The 24,136-nt window shown below is 35.4% G+C and carries 20 protein-coding genes; 15 read left to right on the top strand and 5 right to left on the bottom strand.

All coding sequences use genetic code 11. The annotated features are described in order from the left end of the window. Positions 1 to 528: 528 nt before the first annotated feature. Positions 529 to 2,385, top strand: a complete 1,857-nt coding sequence (locus MKX29_RS15235) for a sensor domain-containing diguanylate cyclase (RefSeq protein WP_341106381.1) — start codon at positions 529 to 531, stop codon at positions 2,383 to 2,385. A 298-nt stretch (positions 2,386 to 2,683) separates the two neighbouring features. Further along, positions 2,684 to 3,871, top strand: a complete 1,188-nt coding sequence (gene megL / locus MKX29_RS15240) for a methionine gamma-lyase (RefSeq protein ID WP_251162563.1) — start codon at positions 2,684 to 2,686, stop codon at positions 3,869 to 3,871. 61 nt (positions 3,872 to 3,932) lie between these two features. On the opposite strand, the gene MKX29_RS15245 is transcribed toward megL, so the two are convergent. Beyond that, entirely contained in the window at positions 3,933 to 4,412 is a 480-nt protein-coding gene (locus tag MKX29_RS15245) for a GAF domain-containing protein (protein WP_224935744.1), read from the bottom strand. Between the two features lie 178 nt (positions 4,413 to 4,590). Here MKX29_RS15245 and refZ point away from each other — a divergent pair, with 178 nt between their 5' ends. After that, positions 4,591 to 5,232: a forespore capture DNA-binding protein RefZ gene (gene refZ, locus MKX29_RS15250; protein WP_341106386.1), complete on the top strand. Its 642-nt coding sequence runs from the start codon at positions 4,591 to 4,593 to the stop codon at positions 5,230 to 5,232. Here the strand turns inward: refZ and hisJ are convergent. Next, positions 5,218 to 6,024 carry a histidinol-phosphatase HisJ gene (hisJ, locus tag MKX29_RS15255; RefSeq protein ID WP_341106388.1) on the bottom strand — a complete coding sequence of 269 codons (807 nt, stop codon included), beginning with the start codon at positions 6,022 to 6,024 and terminating at the stop codon, positions 5,218 to 5,220. The two genes, refZ and hisJ, sit on opposite strands and share 15 nt — an antisense overlap. 307 nt (positions 6,025 to 6,331) lie before the next feature. Between hisJ and ezrA the strand changes: the two genes are divergently transcribed. Next, positions 6,332 to 8,029, top strand: a complete 1,698-nt coding sequence (ezrA, locus tag MKX29_RS15260) for a septation ring formation regulator EzrA (RefSeq protein WP_341106389.1) — start codon at positions 6,332 to 6,334, stop codon at positions 8,027 to 8,029. Between the two features lie 182 nt (positions 8,030 to 8,211). On the opposite strand, the gene brnQ is transcribed toward ezrA, so the two are convergent. Continuing rightward, positions 8,212 to 9,555: a branched-chain amino acid transport system II carrier protein gene (gene brnQ, locus MKX29_RS15265; RefSeq protein WP_224935748.1), complete on the bottom strand. Its 1,344-nt coding sequence runs from the start codon at positions 9,553 to 9,555 to the stop codon at positions 8,212 to 8,214. Between the two features lie 380 nt (positions 9,556 to 9,935). On the opposite strand from brnQ, the gene MKX29_RS15270 reads away from it, so the two are divergent. The 3 genes from MKX29_RS15270 (at position 9,936) to MKX29_RS15280 (ending at position 12,601) form a co-directional block, all read left to right on the top strand. Continuing rightward, entirely contained in the window at positions 9,936 to 11,078 is a 1,143-nt protein-coding gene (locus MKX29_RS15270) for a cysteine desulfurase family protein (RefSeq protein WP_341106393.1), read from the top strand. Further along, on the top strand, positions 11,078 to 12,283 hold the full coding sequence (gene thiI / locus MKX29_RS15275) for a tRNA uracil 4-sulfurtransferase ThiI (RefSeq protein WP_224935750.1): 1,206 nt from the start codon (positions 11,078 to 11,080) through the stop codon (positions 12,281 to 12,283). Before MKX29_RS15270 ends, thiI begins: the two co-directional genes overlap by 1 nt. A gap of 117 nt (positions 12,284 to 12,400) precedes the next feature. Continuing rightward, a complete protein-coding gene (locus MKX29_RS15280; RefSeq protein ID WP_066191274.1) occupies positions 12,401 to 12,601 on the top strand; it encodes an alpha/beta-type small acid-soluble spore protein in 201 nt (66 codons plus the stop codon). 53 nt (positions 12,602 to 12,654) lie between these two features. Here the strand turns inward: MKX29_RS15280 and MKX29_RS15285 are convergent, their stop codons facing one another. Further along, the gene (locus MKX29_RS15285) at positions 12,655 to 13,539 is read right to left on the bottom strand and encodes a LysR family transcriptional regulator (protein ID WP_289434296.1); all 885 of its coding nucleotides are present in this window, start codon (positions 13,537 to 13,539) and stop codon (positions 12,655 to 12,657) included. 153 nt (positions 13,540 to 13,692) lie between these two features. Here MKX29_RS15285 and hutG point away from each other — a divergent pair, with 153 nt between their 5' ends. The 5 genes from hutG to rarD all read left to right on the top strand — a co-directional run bounded on the left by hutG (position 13,693) and on the right by rarD (position 20,462). After that, positions 13,693 to 14,661, top strand: coding sequence for a formimidoylglutamase (gene hutG / locus MKX29_RS15290; RefSeq protein ID WP_341106397.1), 969 nt, complete (start codon positions 13,693 to 13,695; stop codon positions 14,659 to 14,661). After that, the gene (gene gltS, locus MKX29_RS15295; protein WP_251162569.1) at positions 14,658 to 15,863 is read left to right on the top strand and encodes a sodium/glutamate symporter; all 1,206 of its coding nucleotides are present in this window, start codon (positions 14,658 to 14,660) and stop codon (positions 15,861 to 15,863) included. The genes hutG and gltS overlap by 4 nt, the downstream gene beginning before the upstream one ends. A 304-nt stretch (positions 15,864 to 16,167) precedes the next feature. Beyond that, positions 16,168 to 17,754, top strand: a complete 1,587-nt coding sequence (gene mbcS / locus MKX29_RS15300; RefSeq protein WP_341106399.1) for an acyl-CoA synthetase MbcS — start codon at positions 16,168 to 16,170, stop codon at positions 17,752 to 17,754. A 112-nt stretch (positions 17,755 to 17,866) separates the two neighbouring features. Continuing rightward, positions 17,867 to 19,456, top strand: coding sequence for an amidohydrolase (locus tag MKX29_RS15305; RefSeq protein WP_341106401.1), 1,590 nt, complete (start codon positions 17,867 to 17,869; stop codon positions 19,454 to 19,456). A 76-nt stretch (positions 19,457 to 19,532) separates the two neighbouring features. Next, positions 19,533 to 20,462, top strand: coding sequence for an EamA family transporter RarD (gene rarD / locus MKX29_RS15310; RefSeq protein WP_224935756.1), 930 nt, complete (start codon positions 19,533 to 19,535; stop codon positions 20,460 to 20,462). Positions 20,463 to 20,690: 228 nt separating this feature from the next. Here the strand turns inward: rarD and MKX29_RS15315 are convergent, their stop codons facing one another. Then, positions 20,691 to 21,488 carry an NAD kinase gene (locus MKX29_RS15315; RefSeq protein WP_341106405.1) on the bottom strand — a complete coding sequence of 266 codons (798 nt, stop codon included), beginning with the start codon at positions 21,486 to 21,488 and terminating at the stop codon, positions 20,691 to 20,693. Between the two features lie 172 nt (positions 21,489 to 21,660). Here MKX29_RS15315 and sppA point away from each other — a divergent pair, with 172 nt between their 5' ends. From sppA to MKX29_RS15330, 3 genes are all read left to right on the top strand, one after another. Then, complete coding sequence (gene sppA / locus MKX29_RS15320) at positions 21,661 to 22,671, top strand: signal peptide peptidase SppA (RefSeq protein WP_224935758.1); 1,011 nt, start codon at positions 21,661 to 21,663, stop codon at positions 22,669 to 22,671. Between the two features lie 17 nt (positions 22,672 to 22,688). Then, entirely contained in the window at positions 22,689 to 23,210 is a 522-nt protein-coding gene (locus tag MKX29_RS15325) for an RDD family protein (RefSeq protein ID WP_445662697.1), read from the top strand. Between the two features lie 227 nt (positions 23,211 to 23,437). Then, a complete protein-coding gene (locus tag MKX29_RS15330) occupies positions 23,438 to 24,133 on the top strand; it encodes a DUF2953 domain-containing protein (protein ID WP_224935759.1) in 696 nt (231 codons plus the stop codon). Positions 24,134 to 24,136 lie beyond the last annotated feature (3 nt).

A 24,136-nucleotide genomic window follows, 5' to 3' on the forward strand; every position in this document is an offset into this window, starting at 1 on the left:
GCAGAGGGTTACACAATACCCCATCAACAAAGATTGTTAGAGGAACAAAATGAAACATTAAAGTACACACAAAAGCTGCGATATTTTACACAAAGACTATTATACAATCTTTATTGATTAGAAGTCAATGTTTTGCTGAGTGTAATATGTAGTCAATCAGTGATCTTTGATGTCGAGGTTGTAAGTTGAAAACAATTAATGAAAATGAGTCAATTCCTTATGAATATAGTAAAAACTATAATAAAGATTGATTGATATTGTAAAATATATGATATAATATAGTTCTAAAGTATCTGTTTTGAAGTAGGTTAAAAGAACTATAGTATAGAAAAAAATAGCTAAGTGTAATAATAAATATATTTAAGTGCGATTATCTTTTTATGTCATTTGTTAAGTCATAAAAATGATAATCCCCATACCATTTAAGAGACGATTAATTATGTCTGTTTTATACATCTGGATTTAGTACATATTCTATCTAAAATGTGGGTGATAAACAAACCACTTTTGAATATAGGTGATATAACTATGGATAAGGAAAAAGAAGTAAAAGCGTTACTAGAAATAAAAAGTAAAATATTAGACCTTATATATAAAGGAAACACTTCTAAGAATCAATTTGATGATTTTGTTAAAGAAGTTGCTACTAGTTTAGGATGTATAGCAGCGGGATTTTATTTCGTAAATGAGTGGAGAAAGGCATATGTCATTGGAGGGGAATACCATGCTGAGTTATTGTCTTTACCTGCTATTATTCCTATAGATGAGGTTTATCGTGAAAATCATCCATTGTATGTTAATAAAAAACAGGGAGCTTATTCGAGTAAAGATGGACGCTTACTCATCTTCTTCCTTCAGCGGTTAAATGGCTTACCAGAGTATTTGGTTTTGCTAAGGGAGGATCAACAATTTATGTTGAGCCAACCATTTATGAATGAGCTTACAGATGTCTTAAGTTCCTATATGTTATTTAAAGGTAAAATAAATGAGCTTTACGATGAAAAACTGCATTATACGGAATTGTTCGCATTTGTCGAACGTTTTAGTTTTCATAGAATATTAAAATTGGATGTATTATTAAGTGAAATGTTAAAAATTCTGGATAGGCTCTATCCTTCATTTCAATATTATTTATTGTTGACACATGATTATGAAGAAATCAATCAATTACCAGTGAGGGATCTAGATTATCAGGAGGAAAACAGTCTCGCACTTGAAGCGTATGTATCAGGGGAAGTGACAATAGAACAAACATCAACCGACATTGTTCTATATGCTCCTTTTTTAGGAAGCCAGGGGGTATATGGTGTTCTCCAAGTGATTACTAAAGGGATATATGCCATTCCTAAAGCAGATCAAAAGTATTTTGGTTTAATTGCGAAAATGACAGGGGCAATTATTGAAAATATTCAATTACATCAACAATCACAACAATTAATTGGTGATTTGCAATTTATAAACGAAACATCACAGCAATTAAATGCTGATCTGCGTTTTACAGAGACGATTCATTTTATGACAGAACAAATAAAGAAATCATTTCACGCAGAAGAAGTGGGTTTTTTCTTGTCTCAAGATGGTGAAAAATGGACTCCATTAAGTGGTAGCACCAGTTTCTTCTTTGCAAAAAAATCGAAAGCCTTTGTAACATATGTGCAAAAACTGATGTTAGAGAAGAAAGATGCGCTCTTTATTGGCGATTTAACGATTCCCCATATGAAAGCTAGTTACCGTTCTCTTATGGCCGTACCTATGGGAAACTTAGGGGATATGTGGGGGTTTGTCGTGATTTTGCACCCTATGCCTTATTACTTTCCGTTTGATTCATTTAAATTACTCCAAGCATTAATTCATCATACAACGCTTGCATTTAAGAATTCGTTATTAAGAGAGGAATTAGAAAAGTTAGTCGTAACCGATCACTTAACGCAACTTTTTTCACGAAGTTATTTGGATAATCAAGTGGAACAATCACTAAAAAGTGATGAAAAAGGTGTTTTAATATTAATCGATATTGATGATTTTAAAATGATTAATGATGAATATGGTCATCAAGTCGGTGACGATATCCTTATTCAAGTGGCAGATATCATCATTCATCATATTAGAGTGGGTGATGTGGGCGCAAGATGGGGAGGAGAGGAACTGGCGATTTATCTTCCAAATGTAGATGCGAAGATCGGTGTTTCAATCGCTAGAAGATTAAAGGAAAAAGTGAGTCGATTAACGAGTCCAAATGTGAGTATTTCATGTGGTGTTTCACATTGGAAAGCTAATGAAGATGAGAGCTATGCAACCTTATTTCACCGTGCTGATGTAGCATTATATGAAGCGAAAAATGCAGGGAAAAATAAAGTTGTTTTTTTAGAAAAAGATATAGACTAAGAGGTTGGTTAGTTTAGTTGGATAGAAATTAAATAGATGGGTTTTAGAATGAGAACTTTTAAGTCCAAATTGGCTACTTATCGTTCACAAACGCCCAATCCTATTTAGTTAATGCCACTTATACCAGCCTCTTTGTTTAATTAGACGACCATAAATAATAATAATCGTTGAAAATTCTTGCGTTGTATCATATTCTGAATTATATAAATGTTTTTGATATTTCTACGGTGATACGATAATGTTTTTTTGTTTTTATTATTGTAAGCGTTTTCAATTTATAATTCTGGAGGAGATATCCTTGGAAGGTAAAGAGAAAAGAATAGAGACCAAATGTATTCACTCTGGTTATGATAGTCAAGTATATAACGGCAGTTTAATACCACCTTTATTTCAAACAGCTACATTTACATTTTCAAGTGCAGAGGAAGGTGCTCGCAGGTTTGCCTCTGAAGAAGCAGGGTATGTTTATTCACGTTTAGGTAACCCGACTGTTGAGATCTTAGAAAAACGAATGGCAGAATTAGAAGGGGCAGAAGTGGCATTAGCATTTGGATCTGGAATGGCAGCTGTTTCATCTGTGTTAATGACATTAACGAAAGCGGGAGACCATATTTTATGCTCACAAGGAGTATATGGATGCACATATGGTCTATTGCATTTATTAGAAGAAAAGTACCAGATTTCACATCAGTTTTCTACTATGAGCTCTAGAGAAGAGTTAATGAGTTGTATTACACCAGAAACCACTTGTATTTACATTGAAACACCGATTAATCCCACGCTTGATATTGTTGATCTTGAAATGGTCGCAGCAATAGGTAAAGAAAAACAAATCCCTGTTGTAGTAGATAACACCTTTTGTTCCCCTTATTTGCAAAACCCAATTTCATTTGGGTGTGATATTGTTATCCATAGTGCAACAAAGTATTTATGTGGACATGGAGATGTCATTGCTGGCATTGTGGCTGGTAAAAAAGTGTGGATGGACGACATCGCGAGACAAACAAGAAAGGATATAGGTGGTATTATATCTCCCTTTGATGCTTGGCTCTTATTAAGAGGTATCAAGACATTAGCTATTCGATTAGACCGACACAGCCAACAAGCTGCTATTCTTGCCGAATTTTTACGAAATCATGAAAAAATTGAGCAGGTTTATTACCCAGGTTTTGCTGATCACCCACAAGCTAAGATTATCGCAAAACAAATGAAGCAACCCGGGGGGCTTATTTCTTTTAAAATTAAAGGAGGACAAAAAGAAGCACAGGCATTGATGAATCATCTAAGTCTTATTAAAGTGGCTGTGAGTTTAGGTGATGCAGAAACTTTAATTCAACATCCGGCAACGATGACACATGCTGTCGTACCTAAAGAAGAGAGAGAAAAAATGGGGATTGAAGATAATTTATTACGGCTTTCAGTGGGATTAGAAGCATTCGAAGATATTAAAGCAGATCTCTCTGAAGCGTTATATCAATTGAAATAACATCATCTAATCAAAATGCGAACAAATTTTATAGATCTCCATTTGTTCGCATTTCTTGAAATTATAAGAACTTCACTAATTCTTTAACAAACGCTTCTAGCATTTTTTCATCTATTTCATCGAAGCGGTTTTTTTCAGGAGAATCAATATCTAAGACACCTAATAATGTTCCATCTTTTACGATAGGAATGACAATTTCCGATTGAGAAGCCGCATCACATGCGATATGGCCAGGAAAAGCATGGACATCTGCAATTCTTTGCGTTTCTTGTTTAGAAGCAGCAGTGCCGCAAACACCTCTACCGACTGGAATCCTTACACATGCAGGCAATCCTTGAAATGGTCCGAGAACAAGTTCTCCCTCTTCCATTAAATAAAAGCCAACCCAATTTGTACGGTCTAAAAATTGATTTAATAAGGCAGAAGCATTACTTAAGTTGGCGATTGTATTTTTTTCACCTTCTAATAGTGCAGCAAGTTGCTTAATTACTAATTGATAATTTTCTTCTTTATTTCCTTGATAATTTTCGACGTTAAACATCATGCATCACCATGCTTTCTTTAAGTATTTAAGGTATTATGCCATAAAATAGGTTAAAAGGGGAGACTTTGTCGACAATTAATAAAAGGAAAATCTCTTTTATGCAAGAATAGATTTATTATAACAAGAACAGTGGATATTTGAACAAAAATCTTGTTATAGGGAGGCGAAAGAGCGCATGAAAGAAAATGCTAAAGTGGCAATAATTGATGCAGCTATCTATCTCTTCAACCATAAAGGGTTTAATGGAACATCTGTTAGGGATATCGCCAGTAAAGCAAAAACAAATGTTGCTAATATATCCTATTATTTTGGTAATAAGAATGGTTTGCTAGAGCAATGTTTAACGGAATATTATGAAGCATATATTCAAGAAATTGAGAAAGGGTTTAATCTCTTAGACCGAGGATCGACACATTCCCTAAAGGCCGTTGCTGAAAATATCCTTTATTTCCAATTTGAAAATGTGCAATTAACGAGACTGATTATTAGAGAAATGTCGATCGATTCGCAAATGGTTCGAGAAATTATGTCCACTTATTTAACAAAGGAGAAGTATTATCTCAATAGAATCTTTGAACAAGGATTCAAGACGAAAGAATTCTACTTAAACACGACGGCGTATTTAATCCTACAATGGAAGAGTCTGCTTACTATGCCATTTCTTAATACTCATTACTTAACAGAAGTAATTTACCTTGTTCCTCATGAAACTTATTTTGTGGAGAAATATGTACGTGAGACTCATGCTTGGATTGATCATGTTGTTTGTAGAAAAGAGCCAAAAGAGCAGCAGGTGACATTATTAAATGTTTTGTAACTGGGAATTTAACTTATTCCAACCGCATCCCACAAGCTTTGCTTGATGAGCGTCGGAGCCGTATATAAGGGGAATGCCCATACTCATGGCTTTTTGTGCGACTGATGCCGGAGGATAACTTTCAAGACATAGCGGCTTAATGAGCCCAGCAGCATTATAGTCCAGTTCGTAGTGCTTATCTTTAACAGCATTCAAAATATCACTAAGTTCCTTTTCAAATTCCTGTTCAACGGGAAATTTTTTTTGGAATTTTTTAACTAAAGTAATATGTCCAATTCTAGTTGGTTTATACTGACCAAGGTCGCTTAAGATGGACTTTTGAACTGTACGAAAATAATGTTGATATACGGCATCGATAGATCCATATTCATTAATCATTTCTTGGAAGACATCAGGACTGTAATCTAAACAATGATAACCAGTTTCTCCTTTTAGGAAATGAACAGACAAGATGGCGTCATCGATACTTGGGCCGATTTCATTCAAAAATGCCGTTATTTCGTCTTCATACCCTTCAATATAATCCACTTCTAGTCCGATATGAATATTGAGTTCCTTTTTATATTGTTGTTTTAACTGCTCAACTTCATCTATATAATTGGCAATATCACCATTTTTCATTGCACTATCTTTGGCTGGTGCAGGATCAATAAAATGAGTGGGTAAAGGGGCATGCTCAGTAAAAGTGATATCAGTAAAACCTTGCGCTATTGCTCTATTAATATAATGTTTCATTTGATCCTTTGTTCCATGAGGGCAATAAGGCGTATGAATATGACCATCTTTTTTCACGTGAAAGCTCCTTTTTATAGCGAAATAATTGTTATTTAGTGCGATATATGAGATAAATAAAAATAATCATTTATACGTGTAGATTTAACATTATTCGGTTATCTTTACAGGGAAATAGAAGTTTTACTGTCAATTTAAGATGTAAAAAGATTGATTATACGAATTTTGCCCAATTATTTCTATAAAATCTTAAAATAATAGTCAAAAAATGTCGTTTACATGGTATCATAAAAGCATTGAAATGAACAAGAAAATGATTTATTTAAAGTATATATTTGGTTCGGTAACAGAACAGGGGGCTTTACAGATGGGATATGTAATTGGTGTACTCATAGTTTTCATATGCATTTATTTTACAGGGTATTTTTTTAAGAAGAAATACTTCAAGGAAGTGGATCGACTAGAGACATGGAAGCTTGAAATTATGGATCGCCCTGTTTTGGATGAATTATCGAAGGTGAAGGCACTAAATATGACAGGTCAAACGGAAAAATTATTTGAAAAATGGCGAAGTGCTTGGGACGAAATCGTCACATCACAGCTTCCTGAGGTTGAAACGACATTATTTGATGCGGAAGAATACATAGATAAATATCGGTTCAATAAAGCTAAGGAAAGCTTAAATAAAATTGAAGCAGAATTGAACCTAGTAGAGGAACAAATCGACCAGATTTTAATAGAGCTAAAAGAGTTAGTGGGAAGTGAAGAAAAGAACCGCCTCGAAATGGAAGCGTTAAAAGATACATATCGCAATTATAAAAAACGATTACTAACACAACGTCATGCCTTTGGCAAGCCGGGGGAACAACTCGAAAACAGGTTAGGTGAAATGCATAATGAATTCGAGTTATTTACTCAAAAAACAAATGAAGGAAACTATCTTGAGGCAAGGGAAATCGTTCTCGCTTTAAATCAAAAGATGGAAGAAATGAACGATCATGTAGATCAAATTCCTGTATTATTAGTTGAGGTAAATACTAAATTGCCTAATCAGTTAGCAGAATTAAAGGATGGATTTGAGGAGATGAAGGAGCAAGGTTATCTACTCGAACACCTCCAAGTAGAAAAGAATATAAGTGAAATAGAAGAAGAAGTTAAAAAAATAATTGGGTTAGTTGAAGAGGTAAACGTGAAAGCTGCTTCTGAACTCCAAGATGAAATTAAGGAACGAATTGATAGTTTATATGAACAGCTAGAAAAGGAAGTAATGGCGAAACATTTCGTTTCTAAAGAAGAAAGCAAGGCGAAAGATCTCTTGATTGATAGCAGTGAAAGACATATGGATTTAATAGAAGAAATGCGAATGATTTCCGATACATATCATGTACCAGACACGGAAAGTGATACACAGGAAAGACTTCAGAAGCTATTAACTAATGCCATCAAAAGGTATGAAGTATTAGAAGATAAAATCAAGGAACAAAAAGTCCCTCATACAATTTTAAAAGAAGAATTGACAGCTGTAAAAGAAGAACTAGATATTATAAAAGAAGAACAAACTCGTTTTAGTGAAAAATTAGAAGCACTACGTAAAGACGAAATGGTAGCAAGGGAAAAAATTAATGATTTAAAAAAGCAGATTAGTGACCTAGCTCGCTTAGTTTCAAAAAGTAATATTCCGGGTTTACCAGAAGAATATAAATTTGTAATGAAAGAAGCAAACGATCAGATTAAAGAGGTTATCTTACGACTTGAAGAAAAGCCACTAAATATTTCATCTGTTAACGATTATATGGAAATAGCCTTTATATCAGTAGAGAAAGCAGTTGAATATACGGAGGATATGATAGAGACATATTCGTTAACTGAGAAAGTCATTCAGTATGGTAATAGATATCGTAGTCGTCATCTAGGGTTAAAGGAAAAATTTACAAATGCTGAGCTTGCCTTTAGGAATTATGAATACAAAGCAGCGCTTGAACTGGCAGCAACCGCGATTGAAGAAGTTGAACCAGGAGCATTAGAGAAGATTAAGGATTGGATAAATGAAGAGGAAAAAAACTGATGTAGTTACATCAGTTTTTTTCGTTTGAATTCGCTTGCTATAGTTGTTTCATTCGGTTAATAAGTGATTTGCGACCTTAATTTAGTGCGACCGTCTGACCAAAAGCTCAAAAGAAATGATTACCATATAACAAAAAGCGAAGGCCCCTTTTCCTTCGCTTTTCTTAGTGACTATTTCTTTTTTTAATCTTCTTGAGTTTGTAACTGTTCTTTCGGGTTTGTATTGAAAGCGATAATAAAACCAACAATTGCACCAATGATAGCAGGTACAAGCCATCCAATACCTACACTAAATAACGGTAAGATAGAAAGTGTGTTATTTAGTCCTTCGCTTCCAAGACCAGCTGCATTTAATCCATCGATTATGCTAATTATTCCTGTTGGAATGAGCGCACAAATATAAACAATAGCTGCTCCTTTAAATACATTGTTTATTAGTGAGAGAAGAATAAGCACAATAGCTAATGGATAAAGGAATGTTAGCACTGGTACTGAGAAATTAATTAATTGTGTCAATCCGACATTTGCAATCGCCATACTAAAAATGGAGAATATAATAACGAACTTTTTATATGAAATACTTGGTACAATTTTATTAAAGTAAGTTGCGCAAGATGAGGTTAATCCCACAGATGTTGTTAAACAAGCGAAAATGATCGCAAATCCGAGAATATAACCGCCTGCAGAACCAAATAAAAATTGTGCAGCTACTGATAATAACGCACCACCATTTGGTTGTACACCTAATGTACTTGGAGATGTAGAACCAATATAAGCAAGTGATACATAAATAATAGCTAGACCAGCTGCGGCAATAAGTCCAGCGGCGATACAAATTTTTGTAATTGAAGCTTTTTTTGTAACACCAAAGCCTTTGATTGATCCGATAACGATAATACCAAATACTAGAGCGGCGATCGTATCCATTGTCAAGTACCCTTCAATAAATCCTTTAAAGAAGGCACTATCTACATAAGCGCCTGTTGGAGCTTGAGGGTCTCCTATTGGTGAGATAATCGCTTTTATTACAATTACAGCTAGAATAATTAATAGCAGTGGCGTTAGAATGTTACCGATTACATCTACAAGCTTACCTGGATTCATAGCTAATAAAGTCGTAAGCGCGAAGAAAACAATTGAGAATATTAAAAGTGGCCAAATTGAATTGGCAGCGTTTTCAGATAAAAACGGCAATATCCCAATCTCATAAGAAACTGTTCCTGTACGAGGAATGGCAAATAGTGGACCAATGACTAAATACATTACCACAGTAAAGATTAATCCATACAATGGGTGAACTCGGTTTGCCATTGTTTGTACATCACCAGATTTTGCAATGGCAATAACAGCAATGAGTGGTAGTCCGACACCAGTAATTAGGAAACCAATAATTGCTACCCATACAGAAGTACCAGCTTCTTGTCCCAAAAATGGTGGAAATATCATATTCCCTGCTCCGAAGAATAGAGCAAAGAGCATTAAACCTATTGAAAAGATTTGTTTGAACGAAAGTGTGTTATTATTCATACAATTTACCCCCTAAGTCGCTCGTCAATAGTCACTATAAAATTTTCAACAGAAACTATAGTACCATGGTTTTGACGAAATGTGTCGAATTATAAAAATGTTGTAATTTTGGGTATATTGAAATAACGGTGGCAAACTTTGAAAGGAATAGATTTTCGGAGTTTTTTTAAACCAATTATTTTCATTATAAATTAAAAACCCAAAATTATAAAGCAAAACCTGTATTAATACACAAAATTTTTTTTGATTGTGTATCGTAATAATTTGTTTTTACAAAATAGTAAAATTACATTTCGTCTTTATACAAATAACATTTCTATCTAAGCGAAAATTATGCTATGATTAAAAATTGCATAAGTGTTCTTCAAGGAGGAGCCGTAATGATTTATCTAGATAATAGTGCAACTACTCAACCATATAAAGAAGTAATTGATGCGTTTGTAAAAGTTTCTTCTACCTTTTTTGGTAATCCATCATCCCTCCATGGAGTTGGTGAGAAAGCTGAAAAACTATTGCAACAAGCGAGGAGACAGATAGCACAATTGCTTAAAGTAAAAGAAAAAGAATTACTGTTTACTTCAGGTGGTACGGAAGGTAATAATATGGCAATTAAAGGAATTGCTAAACAATATCAGCATCGTGGCAATCATTTAATTACAACAACCATTGAACACCCTTCTGTTATTGAGACAATGAAGCAGTTAGAAAAAGACGGATTTGAAGTGACCTATCTACCTGTAGATGGGGATGGAAGAATTTCTCTAGATGATTTACAAGTAGCTATAAAGGAAGAGACGATTCTTGTCTCTGTTATGCATGTCAATAATGAAATAGGTACCATTCAACCAATTAAAGCTATTGGAACTTTATTAAAAGAATATCCTAAGGTTTTCTTTCATGTCGATGCTGTTCAATCAGTAGGCAAAGTCCCACTTGAGTTATATGAATTTGGTATTGATGCTTGTACAATGTCAAGCCATAAATTTCATGGCCTAAAGGGTTCGGGTATTTTATATTTACGACAAGGAGTATCCTTAACGCCCCTTCTTGCAGGTGGTAACCAAGAAAGTGAATTAAGGAGCGGCACAGAAAATACAGGTGGAATTGTCGCGATGGCTAAAGCGTTGAGGATGACAAATGATTATTTCAACTCTAGCTCTAAACTTTCTCATTTAATGAATGAAATTAGAATAGCATTAAGTGAAATAGAAGATGTCATTATCCATACGCCAATAAAAGAGACAGCTCCACATATTCTTAATTTCTCTGTTAAAGGCTTTAAGTCAGAGGTTTTTGTTCATGCCTTAGAAGAGAATGATATTTATATTTCTACCACGAGTGCTTGTTCATCTAAACATGCTCAAGCGAGTAGTACATTACTTGCTATGGGTATAAAAGAAGAAATTGCCTTGAGTGCCGTTAGAGTGAGTTTAAGTTATCATACAACGGCTGATGAGGTAGAAAAGTTTATTCATGAAGTGAAACACACTATATTTCAACTGAGAAAGGTAATGAAAGCTTAATGAAATACGATAGAATATTAATTCGTTATGGAGAAATTTCAACTAAAGGAAGAAATCGTAAGAATTTTATAGATAAATTAAGAAAAAGCGTAAAGAGAGTCCTACATGATTTTCCTGAAATCAAGGTCGAGGGGCAAAGAGATCGCATGTTTGTTCTGCTTAATGACCAACCACATGAAGAGATTATTGAGAGATTAAAGGGTGTCTTTGGTATCCAGTCTTTTAGTCCGGTTTTGAAGGTGGAAAAAGATTTAGATACAATGAAGGAAAAGGCATTACAATTAATTCAAAAGGTTTATCAAGAAGGCGATACGTTTAAAATCACAGCGAAAAGAGCAGATAAAAGTTTTGCATTAGATACGTTTGGTATTAACCAAGCATTTGGTGCACATATTTTAACAAATATGCCTTCTATCTCAGTTGATGTGAAAAAACCAAGTATAAACTTAGTCATTGAAGTGAGAAAAGAAGCAAGCTATATTTCATGTGAGAATATTAAAGGAGCTGTTGGCTTACCAGCTGGTTCAAGTGGGAAAGGTATGCTCATGTTATCTGGTGGGATTGATAGCCCTGTTGCAGGATATTTATCCATGAAAAGAGGAATTGAAGTCGAGGCTGTTCATTTTTATAGCCCTCCATTTACAAGTGAAAGATCAAAACAAAAAGTCATTGATCTTGCGGAAAAGCTTTCTCGAATTAATGGTGGCGTGGCGCTTCATATTGTTCCTTTTACTGAAATACAACAGCTGATACAGAAACAAATTCCTGATAACTATACAATGACAACGACAAGAAGGTTAATGCTTAGAATAACAGACGCGCTTCGAGAAAAATATCAAGGATTATCCATTATTACTGGTGAGAGTCTTGGGCAAGTTGCCAGTCAGACGATGGAAAGTATGTATGCTATTAATGAGGTGGTTAGCACACCCATTTTAAGACCTCTGATTATGATGGATAAAGCGGATATAATCGATATAGCCCAAACTATTGATACGCACGATATTTCTATTCGTCCATTTGAGGATTGTTGTACTGTATTTGTACCTTCTTCACCTAAAACGAAGCCGAAGCTTGAAAAGGTTCAACATTTTGAAAGCTATACAGACTTCGAGCCGTATATTCAAAAAGCAGTTGAAAATACCGAAAAACTTGTTATTATGCCGAATTCAAACATAGAAAAAGAGATGGAAGATCTTTTTTAAACGGTCTTTATTACAAAAAGATTACAAAAGGAAATATAAATGCAACAATTACCAAATATTTATTGCATAGTGCCATGTGATTCTACACATTCTATACTCACAAGGAGGTGAAATCACATGGCAAACAACAGCTCAAATAATCTTGTAGTACCTGGTGTACAACAAGCTCTTGATCAAATGAAATACGAAATCGCAACTGAATTTGGTGTAAACCTTGGTGGAGAAACTACTTCTCGTGCTAACGGTTCAGTTGGTGGAGAAATCACTAAACGTTTAGTTCAAATGGCTGAACAACAATTAGGTGGTTACCAAAAATAATTTAATATGATGGCTACAAAAGGGCGGAGTAATCACTTCGCCCTTTTTTATATTTAAAAAACTTCAAATTGACGTATTTTGCTTAAAAGTTTTTGAATGGCAGGCGTCATTGATCTGTCTTTCAAATAAGCAAGGTAAACAGTTCTATTAAGAAAAATAGAAGTGATTGGCAAGCCAATAATATGAGGTGTAGGATTATAATCTAAATAGCTTTTAGGCAAAATAGTCACGCCTAAACCTTCTTCAACCATTTTACAAGCAGTTTCTAAGCGCTCGATTTCATATTCAATTTTTGGATAAAGCTGTTCCTTCATAAAAGCTTGCAGCACATCTCCTCTCGTTTGGAACCCCTCACGGCTAATTATAAAAGCCTGATTAGCAATATCAGTGAGCTCTACAGAAGTTTTACGAGCAAGTGGGTGTGTTTCGTAAACTGCTAACATAAAAGGCTCATGATAAAGCGGGTGTGAAGTAATTAATTGATTATGCATAGGCTGATTGGTAATCGTAAAATGAACATCGCCTTCCAATATGGAAGAAATAACTTCTTTTTGGCCAAGTACTTCATTGAATTGAAAGTGTATATCAGGATAGGTATTTTTAAATTCCTTTATGACTTTGAATAGCCAAAACTTGGCAGATTCAATTATGCCTATATTAATATGACCATCACCGGTTTCGGCCATCTCTGCAACTTCTAGTTGGAAATGTTCGAATTGTCTTACTATATGTAGAGCTCTTTGATAAAAAACCTCTCCGATATCTGTCAAATAAATGCTTCTTGTATCTCGTTTAAATAGCTCCATCTTTAAATCATTTTCCAATTTCATAATGGCATTACTTAATGATGGCTGTGATATATGTAAAATTTGTGCTGCCTTAGAAAAACTCTGTTCATCAGCTACCGTAATAAAATACTTTAATTTCCTTATTTCCATTTTTTCACCTGCTTATAGTTAAAAGCTATAGATATATATATATTTGGTATTGGTCATTATAGCATAACTCTTTATATACTTTTTTTATACGAAACGTTTTAAATGAATCTAATCAAAAAGTTCAGAAATTTAATAAAAATGAGGGAGTTCGCAATGTACAGTCAAGGAAGGAAAGATCAATGGATAGGCAGAATAGACTCTTTAGAAGATCGAAAGAGTTTTAGATACCATCAGGTTATTAAAATGGAAAACCTTCTCACGCCGAGTGGTAAAACGCAAATATCTAGCTATGGACTTATAGGTTTTGAAAGTGAAGAAGGAGTAAGAAGAAACAACGGTAGACTAGGAGCGAAAGAGGGACCAAATGCTATAAAACAAGCAGTTGCTAAATTACCTTTTCCATATGATGTTGATACCAATATTTATGATTTTGGTAATGTGGCTTGTGATAGTGAGCAGTTGGAAGAAGCACAAGTAGAATTAGGGGATTTTGTTAGCTTAATTCTTAATAAAAAATCTACACCTATCATATTAGGCGGTGGTCATGAGACACTTTACGGTCATTATTTAGGTGTTAGGAAGTCGATAGGTAAACAAAAGAAACTAGGTATCATTAATATTGACGCACATTTTGATTTGCGATCATATGATGAAGCGCCGTCATCGGGTACGATGTTTAAACAAATATTAGATCAAGACGAAAATGCAAATTATTTATGCCTTGGTATACAAAAACAAGGGAATACTGCTTCTCTTTTCGAGACTGCCTCCAAACTGGGTGTAACCTATATTTTAGAAGAAACCATTCATGCAGAAGGTTTAAATCAAACAAAACAAGTAATAAATAATTTTATTAAAGAATGTGATGTGTGCTTGTTAACACTGTGCATGGATGCAGTTAATTCTGCCTACGCACCAGGTGTAAGTGCACCATCTCCATTTGGCTTAACTCCATTTGAGGTAAGGGAACTTGTTCGATTGGTTACAAATAATGATAAGACGATTTCGTTTGATATATCCGAAGTTAATCCTTCATTAGACAGAGATGGACAAACAGCAGCAGTTGCAGCTCAATTAGTGAGTGAAGCAATCAGCGCATTTCACAGGAGGACAAAGAGATGAACATCACTTTAGATTCAATTTCAACATTGTTTCTTGCTGTCGCCCTTTTGTTAATCGGTAGCATATTAATAAAAAAGGTGACATGGTTAAATCGTTATTGTATACCTGCACCAGTTGTGGGCGGATTATTATTTGCTCTACTTATTTTAATTTTAAAACAAACAGGGCTAATGAACATTGAATTAGATACATCACTACAAAGCATTTTTATGCTTACCTTTTTTACAACGGTTGGTTTAGGGGCTAGTTTTAAATTAGTGAAGCTAGGTGGCAAGCTACTTATCTTCTACTGGATTGCCTGTGGCGTACTTGCCTTGTGTCAGAGTGCAATTGGTATTTCTCTAGCAACCGCTCTTGGTCTGGAACCGTTACTAGGTGTTATGATGGGGGCAGTTTCTATGGAAGGTGGACATGGTGCTGCAACGGCATTTGGCGGAACCATTGAGGAATTAGGAATAGAGTCTGCACTATCCACTGGATTAGCTGCTGCTACGTTTGGTTTAATAGCTGGTGGTTTAGTTGGGGGGCCGACAGTTAAGTATTTAATAAATAAATACAAATTAACACCTAAACAATCAAGTGATTCAGCCAGTGAAATTGCTCCAACATTAGAAGAGGAAAAAGATCATTCACCAACTTCTACTAATCATTTTATGGTTCAAGTTCTCATTATTACTTTTTGTATGACGGTTGGATCATTATTAGGAGAGTTATTCTCCGATGCAACAGGTTTTGTATTACCAAGCTATGTTGGCGCAATGTTTGTTGCTGTAATCGTAAGAAATATTGTCGATAAAGTAAATGGACGCATCATTGATATGAAATCAATCAATTTCATTGGTGATATTACATTAGGTATATTCCTCTCAATGGCGCTGATGAGCATTAAACTATGGGAAATTGCTGATCTTGCTCTTCCGATGCTATTCATTGTATTTATTCAAGTAGTCTTTATCGTATTGTTCTCTATCTTTGTTCTATTTAAGCTATTTGGAAAAGATTACGATGCTGCTGTAATGGTCGGTGGTTTTACAGGTCACGGTCTTGGGGCAACACCAAACGCGATGGCGAATATGTCTGCCATTACTGAGAAATATGGACCATCCCCAAAAGCGTTTTTAATTGTACCAATTGTAGGGGCTTTTCTTATAGATGTCTTTGCTATGCCGATTATCATTACGAGCATCAATTTATTATCTTAAACAAACATAATGTACGAAGAATCCGAGCAATTATTCCATTCAAGAGATGAGAATATAGCTCGGTCTTTTTGTATTTGATAAATTTAATTTAGATTCAGATATGGGTAATTAAGAGAATTTAAAAAAGAAAGATAGTGCTGAAAAGGAAAATATACCTATGTTTCAGAGAGGGGAAGTGGGTGTTTATTAACTAACTATTGAGATAGAGAAAGATAAATTATTTTAATTATTTAAATAATTTAGTATAATTATTAGTGACATCTTGAATTCCGCATAGATCTTGAGAAAAAGGAGAGATTTTTGGATGAAACGAGAGGATTTATTAGCACCCGAGGTTTATAACTTAGTCTCAGAGGTTGAGCACTATGCGCAAAATAGTGATAAACTGGCGATTCAATGGGAAGATGAGCAGGGGGAGAAAAAGGAAATTACATATAAGCAATTAATGAACAAAGCAAACAGAATTGGAAACGTTTTCGTGGATAAAGGCTTAGAAAAAGGCGATGTTGTTCTGGTAATCATCCCTCGTCTTGTAGAAGCTTATCAAACATATTTAGCTGCGCTTAAAGCAGGAATGGTTGTCATCCCTAGCTCAGAAATGTTAAAAACTAAAGACTTAAAATATCGTATTAATCATGGTGATGTCAAAGCAATTATTAGTTATGCACCTTATGTATCTGAATTCAACGAGATAAAAGAAGCGGAAAATCTTCCAAAATTCATTATTGGAGGAAAAGCGCAAGGGTGGATTTCTTTAGATGAAGAAATGGAAAGTGCAAATGAGTCGTTTAAAATAGTAGAAACGAAGAAAGATGATATGGCTTTTCTTTCGTATACTTCGGGAACAACTGGCAATCCAAAGGGTGTCGTTCATACCCATGGGTGGGCATTTGCTCATTTAAGAACTGCAGCTACACATTGGCTTGGTATTGAGGAAGGGGATACTGTATGGGCAACTGCAGGTCCAGGTTGGCAAAAATGGATATGGAGCCCATTTCTTTCCGTATTAGGATCAGGCGCAACAGGGTTTGTTTATAACGGAAAGTTTGAACCGAAAAAATATTTACAGCTCTTACAGGATTATGAAGTGAATGTGCTTTGCTGTACACCGACAGAATATCGTTTAATGGCAAAAGTAGACCGTATTGGTCAATATAATTTATCAAAGCTTCATAGTGCTGTTTCAGCAGGAGAACCTTTGAACCGAGAAGTTATTGATATTTTTGAAAAGCATTTTGGGCTTGAAGTAAGAGACGGTTATGGACAGACGGAAAATACATTGCTTGTAGGTGTCACAAAAGGTATGGGGTTAAGACCAGGTTCAATGGGAAAACCAACGCCAGGGAACAGAGTAGAGATCATTAATGAAGACGGCCAACCATGTTCAGTGGGTGAAGTAGGGGATATTGCTGTTCATGTTGATACGCCAGCACTATTTAAGAATTATTATAAAGATCCCGAAAGAACTTCCATGCAATTCCGTGGGGATTACTATATTACAGGAGATAAAGCTAAAATGGATAAAGATGGGTATTTCTGGTTTGAAGGACGAGGTGATGATATTATCATTAGCTCTGGTTATACCATTGGGCCATTTGAAGTTGAAGATGCCCTCGTGAAGCATCCATCCGTCAAAGAGTGTGCAGTTGTAGGTAGTCCAGATGAAGTAAGAGGTTTGATAGTTAAAGCCTTTATCGTTTTAAAAGACGACGTCGATGAAAATGATGCTAATCTAATTCCAAGTTTACAACTTCATGTAAAAGAGCTCACGGCACCTTATAAATATCCACGAAAAATTGAATTTGTCAGCGATTTACCAAAAACAACTTCAGGAAAAATTATGAGAAGAGAGTTACGAAAACAAGAGGCTTCAAAAACGACAGCAAACTAAATATAAAAGACAGAAGAAAATAATAATCTTCTGTCTTTTTTATATTGAGTGATATAGAAGAATGTGCTTTTTTTGTTATACTGAAGAAAAATAATAAAAGGAGTCAAATGGAATGGGAACACTTTGGTTTGGCGGAAAAGTGTATACAATGCAAGCAGTAAATGATTATGTTGAAGCTGTTTTTACAAGAAAAGGGCGAATTATTGCAACAGGGAATGAAGCTGAGTTGAGACAGCTCTATCAGCATGAATTGACAAAATTAGTGGATTTAAAAGGTAGAGTAATGCTTCCAGGCTTTGTTGATAGTCATATGCACTTAATTGGTCATGGGGAAAAACTTATTCGCCTTGATTTATCGCAATTCACTTCAAAAAAAGCGAGCTTACAAGCTCTAAAAGAATATAGTGAAGATGCCAACCCTGGGGAGTGGATTATTGGAGAGGGTTGGAATGAGAATCTCTGGGATGAAGCAGAACCTATCGTTGCTAGTGATATAGACAGATGGGTAAATGATCACCCTGTTATGCTTAAACGAGTGTGTAGGCATGCGATTAGTGTGAACACAATGGCAATGGCGCTTGCAGGCATTTCAAAAAAGACAGTCTGTCCCTCAGGTGGTGTAATTGAAAAAGATGAGGATGGACAACCGAATGGGTTATTAAAGGATCAAGCACAAGAACTGATTACAACTGTGATACCGTCAGTAACTGATGCTTATATGATGAAGGCTATGAATGCCGCTATTCGTGATGCACACCGATTAGGTCTTACAGGGGGACATACAGAAGACCTGAATTATTACGGTGGGTTTGAACAGACCTATCAAACTTTTAAAAAGGTGATAAAAGAGAGCAATCTTCCGTTTAGAGCGCACTTACTCGTTCATCACGAGGTGGTCGATGAACAGCAAGCGAAGGTGGTTTCTCCTCATCCATTTATTGAATTTGGTGCGATGAAAATATTTGCAGATGGAGCACTTGGCGGAAGAACTGCCTTATTAAGTCATCCATATGCAGATGATAAGGAAACAAGTGGAGTAGCGATATTTACGCAAGAAGAACTAAATAACTTAGTAGAGAAAGCTCGTTCGTATTCTATGCCTGTTGCCATACATGCGATTGGCGATCAAGCATTCGAAATGGCCTTAACTGCAATAGAGGCACATCCACAACATACTAAAGATAGAGATCGAATCATCCATGCGCAAATATTAACGGAAGAACTGATTGAGCGAGCGAAAAAACAACCATTAGTTCTTGATATTCAACCGAGCTTTGTTTCATCTGACTTTCCTTGGGTAATTGAACGAGTTGGAGAAGCGTATATGAAATGGTGTTATGCTTGGCGTACACTCATGCAAGAGGGTGTAATATGTGCAGGTGGATCGGATGCACCTATTGAACCACTAAGCCCTTTGCTAGGTATACATGCAGCAGTTACTAGAACAAATGTGAATGATCCGAATGAAACCGTTTATGATATTAACCAAACACTTTCACCTTTTGAGGCGGTATGGTTATACACGAGAGGAAGTGCTTATGCATGTAGTCATGAGCATGAACGTGGGATGATTGTAGAGGGGTTTGTAGCGGATTTTACGATTTTAAAAGAAGATATCTTTAACATTCCTGTGCAAGAAATTCCCAACGTCTCTATAGAAATGACTGTGGTGGCAGAGGAAATTGTTTATACAAAAAGTTGAAAAACTATTGTCTATTCCATTCTTTTAGGCGTATAATACATTTTATTTCGATAATAGAAAGAATTGAGGATGGGAAATGGCGCAAGATGTTAAGCAAGGTGTAATTTATGCAGGTTTATCGTATGTGTTATGGGGAATACTGCCGATTTATTGGAAGTTGATAGGTGGGGTTAGTGCTGGAGAAACACTTGCTAACCGAGTCATTTGGAGCTTTTTTTTCATGCTGATTCTATTGCTATTATTAGGTAAATTGCGTGCTTTTATGACTGTTGTAAAAGGACTATGGCAAACAAAGAAGCAGTTGTACGGATTAATTATAGCTTCTCTATTAGTAAGTGCGAATTGGTTTATCTTTATATGGGCTGTAAATAATGGACAAATCATTGAAACAAGTATGGGATACTATATTAATCCGTTGATTAGTGTCCTACTAGGGATGGTCGTATTTAAAGAGCGGTTATCTGTTTCTCAATATGTTTCTTTTGCCCTAGCAGCCATTGGTGTGATTATCTTAACAGTTTCGTATGGTTCATTTCCTTGGATTTCCTTTTTACTTGCTTTAACCTTCGCACTGTATGGGTTAGCGAAAAAAATGGTGAAAGTAGATGCAGCCATTGGTCTTACACTTGAAACGATGGTCATTACACCCATTGCTTTACTATATATGGGTAGTTTGTTTGTGCAGCAACGACAGATGCTGTTTCATGAAAATGTCGGTTTAGATTTATTGTTGATAGGTGCTGGAGTAGCAACAGCCGTACCTTTACTGCTTTTTGCTAACGGGGTCCAAAGAATACCTCTCTCAATGGTAGGTTTTTTACAATACATTGCGCCAACAATCATGCTTATTTTAGGTGTGTTTGTATATGGTGAATATTTCTCCAAAGCACATTTTTTATCCTTTTTGTTTATATGGATTTCGCTGAGTATCTATTCTCTATCCCGTACAAAATGGGTTTTATTATGGGAAAGTAAAATAGCCAGAGGAAAACAAGTAGGAATGTGAAGATTCGGCTGATATCACCTTTGTCTAATATCTTATCCGGTATCGGCAGTTTTCTTAAATGAAGGTCATTTAAGTTGGTGGATCTTCAACTTTAACTATTGGATATACCATTTAGAATAAAGCCGTTGAAATTTTATGATTTTAAAATTTCAACGGCTTTTCTTTTCGATATTACCATTCGGTTCAAACACTTATTACATAGCGTTTATTTGTTGTCCTGACAATTCTTTATAAAAAGGTTCTCTTTACTTTTTCCCAAAAGGAGTTGTCTTTTAGCTTAACGGTTTTTATACTGTGTGGACTTAAGGTAATTTTTATTTCATCTACATGCTGGATACTTAACGCTTCATTATCCATCCCCATGATAGGGTGATCATTTCCCTCGTGTGTAATCTTTAATGTTAAGGTTCTTTGCTCTCCTAAAATAAATGAAGAACCTAGTGTGCGATATTTATTATTATTTAAAGAGGCAAGTTCGCTTACTTGTAGACAAGGTAGCATGGGGTCTACGATCGCACCGTTGACAGATTTATTATAAGCGGTACTACCAGTAGGAGTGGAAACAATCATTCCATCTCCACGGAATGTTTCAAATAATTGACCATCAATATAGATTTCCATCACTAATGTTTTGATAATACTAGAACGGATGGAGAATTCATTTAAACACTGAAACGAGGTTTCACCATCAACTGTAACTTGGATTGTGGGGTATTTACGTACTTCTATATTTTCATTTTGTGCTGCTTCTAGCATTTTCGAAGGCTCATTTAATTGGAAGTCACAGTAAATACCTAATGGCCCTTGTGTCGAAATTCCAGCGTATAGACAATCATCACGAAATCCCGTTTTCCTTACTGCTTGTAAGAAAGCCCCATCTTCTCCAATACTAACAATAATGGTCGCATCTCTCGGATCTGTTACTATAGTAAATCCATGATGGGTTGCTTGTTGTTTTAAGTTTTCAACAATTACAAGTGTTTCGGCGTCTTGTTTATGGTAGAAATATAAAAGTCGTTGATGCATGAAAAAAACCTCCTTTAATGTTTCATAAAAAATGTGTTGGAAAGATAGAATGAATAAAGGTGCTTATGATTTGAAGAAGTGACATTTTTTGCTATCATAAGAAGAGATAACCTACTCTTCTCATTCTTATTCTATGGGAAGATGATGTATAATTCAAAGGAGGAATGATGGAATGACAGCAAAGAGATGGGCTGCTTTGGGAATTGCTGCTGTTTTATTTGTTTTTTCGGTAGGAATTAATTTCATGTCTAACGTGGCGTCAACAAATTTTGAAGATACCTTTTCAAACTTGATGGCCACAGGCGAAGATTCTTTTACTGAAGAAATGATCGAAACAGGAGACTCTTTAAATAAAATTGCTGTATTAAATTTAAATGGGACGATTCAGGATACGGGTGAGAGTGGCTCATTATTAGCAACTTCTACATATAACCACAATCGTTTTATGAAATTATTAAACCATGTGAAAGATGATACCACTGTTAAAGGTGTTGTAATTAAAGTGAATACACCAGGTGGGGGCGTTGTTGAAAGTGCGCAAATTCACGATAAAATTGTTGAAATTCAAGAAGAGGCGAATAAACCTGTGTATATTTCTATGGGTTCTATGGCCGCGTCTGGTGGGTATTATATTTCAGCTCCGGCGGAAAAAATCTTCGCTAGTGCAGATACAATGACAGGTTCATTAGGTGTCATCATGCAAGGGGTAAACATTACTGAGCTTGCAGATAAGATAGGCATTGAATTTAATACTATTAAAAGTGGCGAATTTAAAGATATTATGAGTCAAACGAGAGAAATGACTAAAGAAGAACAAAATATTTTACAAGATATGATTGATAATGCTTATCAAGGATTCGTAGAAGTGATTGCTTCTGGGCGAGAGATGTCAGAAAATCAAGTCCGTGAACTAGCTGATGGTCGTATCTATGATGGTCGCCAAGCATTAGATAATCAATTGATTGACGGGTTAGGCTATGCAGAAGATGTCATTAATGAGATGAAAAACGATGTGGGCTTAGAAGACGCTGCTGTTATTCAATATAGCGATAATGTTGGTTTTGGCTCACTTCTTAGTGTAGCAGCAAATAAAGTTGCTGGGAATGATCTGCAAATGGAAGGTGTAATGAAGCTTCTTACACAGCCGAATTCCCCACGCCTAATGTATTTATATGCTGAATAGAAAGGAGGCGCTTTAGGATGCATAATCAAGACGAACCAAAAGATAAGGAAATGTTCCAACAAGAAGGTTCTGAAGAAGCGGTGCTTTCCGAACAACCTGGGCAATTGATAACAATGACTGAAGAATATCGGTTAGCGGGGTTTTGGATGAGATTTTGGGCGTATTTATTAGATTGGCTAATTATTGGTAGCATTAATGGTATCCTTATTTACCCTGTTTTTAGAGCGTTAGATGTTTCTTTAAATAATTCATCTTACTTTTCTGCTGTCGCCATTGCAACCGCGTTGACCTTCTATTTGTATTTTGTTCTTATGACGAAATACCTCGGGCAAACTCTAGGAAAAATGGTATTCGGTTTAAGAGTCATACAAATAGACGGAGGCAAGCTTTCATGGGGAACGATTCTTTTTAGAGAGTGGATTGGTCGCTTCATTTCAGGTACAGTGATGATGCTTCCTTACCTTGTCGTTGCCTTTCATCCAAAAAAGAAGGGCATACATGACCTATTTGCTGATACAACAGTTGTCCATGAGAGATAATTGAATAGCTAGGCATATAAAAGTCATTCCTGTAAGGGATGGCTTTTTTATTATGCAAAAGAATCAGTGTATGAGATTGATGTAGAATCATTTTTTCTTATCCAAGATTAGAAGTTAAGAAATGCTATTTTGAAAAAATTTATATGATAACCCATATTAATTGGATTTAAAGTTTAACAAAAGGTGAAAATGACCATACTAATTGCTTGAAAGGCAGGGGTGCTCATATGGTTTGGTTCATCATAATTGCTGGTCTTATTCTCTTATTTTTACTTCTTATTTTAGTTATATTATTTTCAAAACTCTCCATTACTGTTCACTTTTATCATTATGATAAACAAAGTCACCTTAGTATAAAGTTAAAATTTTGGAAATGGCTCAAGTATACAATTGATATACCTTTGATGGAAGTTGATCCGCAAAATGCTGAAATTAAAATAAAGGAAGAAAAAACAGCATCAGGAGGAGAGACGAAAGAGGACTCGAAGAATATTACTGCAGAAGATTTGTTAAATAGCTTTAAGGATATGGATGAGCTCTTAAAGCATGTTGTTTCTCTGTATCATATTATTCGTCATTTCATGAGTAAGGTCATTGTTCGTCAGCTGCGTTGGCATACAGTTATTGGTGTAGGTAATGCAGCGTTAACGGGTGTCTTAACGGGTGGGTTTTGGTCTGTGAAAGGCAGTATAATTGGTGTGTTAAGCCATTATATGAAATTAAAGACAAGACCGGATATTGCTATTTCTCCACAGTTTCAATTTGCGGTTGCCCAAACCTCTTTTATATGTATGATTCAATTTCGTATCGGGCATGCTATGCTTGCAGGATTTAAACTGATTAAATTTTGGAAAGGTGGCAAAGCTCATTTTAAGACAAGTCAGCTTTCTGTTTTATCAGGTGATAAACCTAAAACATACTAGATG

This window comes from Cytobacillus sp. FSL R7-0696 (assembly GCF_038006865.1).
GTDB lineage: Bacteria > Bacillota > Bacilli > Bacillales > Cytobacillaceae > Cytobacillus > Cytobacillus kochii.

Bases quoted from the DNA above. Each gene is read 5' to 3' on its own strand.
- MKX29_RS15235 (WP_341106381.1), top strand. From the start codon at position 529: ATGGATAAGGAAAAAGAAGTAAAAGCGTTACTAGAAATAAAAAGTAAA.
- MKX29_RS15245 (WP_224935744.1), bottom strand. From the start codon at position 4,412: ATGTTTAACGTCGAAAATTATCAAGGAAATAAAGAAGAAAATTATCAA.
- refZ (WP_341106386.1), top strand. From the start codon at position 4,591: ATGAAAGAAAATGCTAAAGTGGCAATAATTGATGCAGCTATCTATCTC.
- ezrA (WP_341106389.1), top strand. From the start codon at position 6,332: ATGGGATATGTAATTGGTGTACTCATAGTTTTCATATGCATTTATTTT.
- brnQ (WP_224935748.1), bottom strand. From the start codon at position 9,555: ATGAATAATAACACACTTTCGTTCAAACAAATCTTTTCAATAGGTTTA.
- MKX29_RS15270 (WP_341106393.1), top strand. From the start codon at position 9,936: ATGATTTATCTAGATAATAGTGCAACTACTCAACCATATAAAGAAGTA.
- thiI (WP_224935750.1), top strand. From the start codon at position 11,078: ATGAAATACGATAGAATATTAATTCGTTATGGAGAAATTTCAACTAAA.
- MKX29_RS15280 (WP_066191274.1), top strand. From the start codon at position 12,401: ATGGCAAACAACAGCTCAAATAATCTTGTAGTACCTGGTGTACAACAA.
- MKX29_RS15285 (WP_289434296.1), bottom strand. From the start codon at position 13,539: ATGGAAATAAGGAAATTAAAGTATTTTATTACGGTAGCTGATGAACAG.
- hutG (WP_341106397.1), top strand. From the start codon at position 13,693: ATGTACAGTCAAGGAAGGAAAGATCAATGGATAGGCAGAATAGACTCT.
- gltS (WP_251162569.1), top strand. From the start codon at position 14,658: ATGAACATCACTTTAGATTCAATTTCAACATTGTTTCTTGCTGTCGCC.
- mbcS (WP_341106399.1), top strand. From the start codon at position 16,168: ATGAAACGAGAGGATTTATTAGCACCCGAGGTTTATAACTTAGTCTCA.
- MKX29_RS15305 (WP_341106401.1), top strand. From the start codon at position 17,867: ATGGGAACACTTTGGTTTGGCGGAAAAGTGTATACAATGCAAGCAGTA.
- rarD (WP_224935756.1), top strand. From the start codon at position 19,533: ATGGCGCAAGATGTTAAGCAAGGTGTAATTTATGCAGGTTTATCGTAT.
- MKX29_RS15315 (WP_341106405.1), bottom strand. From the start codon at position 21,488: ATGCATCAACGACTTTTATATTTCTACCATAAACAAGACGCCGAAACA.
- sppA (WP_224935758.1), top strand. From the start codon at position 21,661: ATGACAGCAAAGAGATGGGCTGCTTTGGGAATTGCTGCTGTTTTATTT.
- MKX29_RS15325 (WP_445662697.1), top strand. From the start codon at position 22,689: ATGCATAATCAAGACGAACCAAAAGATAAGGAAATGTTCCAACAAGAA.
- MKX29_RS15330 (WP_224935759.1), top strand. From the start codon at position 23,438: ATGGTTTGGTTCATCATAATTGCTGGTCTTATTCTCTTATTTTTACTT.